This window comes from Prosthecobacter algae (genome assembly GCF_039542385.1).
Taxonomy (GTDB): domain Bacteria; phylum Verrucomicrobiota; class Verrucomicrobiia; order Verrucomicrobiales; family Verrucomicrobiaceae; genus Prosthecobacter; species Prosthecobacter algae.
This window is the reverse complement of record NZ_BAABIA010000027.1, coordinates 1-1337: the sequence shown is the minus strand read 5'-3', so window position 1 is coordinate 1337 and position 1337 is coordinate 1. Positions and strand designations below refer to the sequence as shown.

Below are 1337 nucleotides of genomic sequence, written 5' to 3'. Positions count from 1 at the left end.
TGGAATGCCCCCGAAGTTTGAGCCAGTTTTTATGAGAGTCCTGGGTGCGCTGGCGGTTTCGTTTCTGGGTTTGGGTTTTGGTTTGAGACAGCGTTTTTATCTTCGTTTCGGGGACCAGCAATGCCTTGCGGCTGACGGAGCGTAGTGCAGGAAGCCGCAAGGCATTGCTGCGCGAACTCTGCCGGGGGCAGGTAGCCTAACGAGGAGTGCAACCGCTGCTGATTGTAGTTCTCGCGCCAAGCTTTGCCCAGCACTTTCGCTTCCAGCAGCGAGCCAAAGCTTTCCACATTGAGCAGCTCGTCCCGCATCCGGCTGTTGAAGCTTTCGCTATACGCGTTCTGCCATGGGCTGCCTGGCTTGATGTAGAGCGTCTCAAAACCTTTGGCCTCGATCCACTCCCGCACTGCCCTGGCCACGAACTCGGGACCATTATCACTGCGGATGTATTTCGGTGCACAGCCTCTTGCCATGACGGCTGCTTCCAGCACTCGCACCACATCGGTGGCCTCCATCCGGCGCTCTACTTCCAAGGCGATGCTTTCACGGGTAAATTCATCGCAAATGGGCAGCCACTTGAGCCGTTTGCCATCCTCGGTCTGGTCAAAGACGAAGTCATAGCACCATACCTCGTTGATCCGCGTGGCACGCTGGCGCTGGCTGCCAGCCTCTGTGCTGCCCAAGCGGCGCCTCTTATGCTGCTTGCGCGGCACCCGCAGGCCTTCTTGCCTCCAAAGCCTCTGCACGCGCTTGAGGTTGGCCTTGCCGCCCTCTCTCCGCAAATGCTTGTGCGCCATGCGGTAGCCTGCTCGCGGATGTTTCGTGGAAAATTGACGCAGTTCTCCTGCCAGGACTGTGTCTTTGCCGCTCTGGCGGCAGACGTAGCGCTGGGTGGATCGCGGCTGCGCAAGGCTCTTGCAGGCCCGGCGCTGGGACACCTGGAACTTGTCTTCCAAATGCACCACGGCCTCACGTTTATGCGCCGGACCTACCATTTTCCCTCTGCGATCTCCTTGAGCATGGCGTTATCAAGCGCTTGTTCAGCTACCAACTTTTTGAGCCTCAGATTTTCCTTTTCCAGCTCCTTGAGCCGCTTGACCGTGCTCTTCTCCGCCCCTCCATGCTGCTCTTTCCAGCGATGGTAAGTCGGCACGCTGACACCGATCTGGCGGGCGGCTTCTTCAGCGGTTTTGCCTCCGGCAATGAGGCCTGCGGCCTCACGGAGCTTCTTGATGATTTCTTCCGGGGTATGTCTCTTGCGTTTCATGATCTCTGTGGGTGTGCTTACGCACACTTCAGACTCTCATAACTCCTGGGTCAACTTTTGGGGTGCAGTCCAA

The 1337-nt window shown here is 57.9% G+C and carries 1 pseudogene; it reads right to left on the bottom strand.

From position 1 onward, the window contains the following. Positions 1–119: 119 nt before the first annotated feature. Positions 120–1264, bottom strand: a pseudogene (locus tag ABEB25_RS24425) (IS3 family transposase); the annotation flags it as partial. Positions 1265–1337 lie beyond the last annotated feature (73 nt).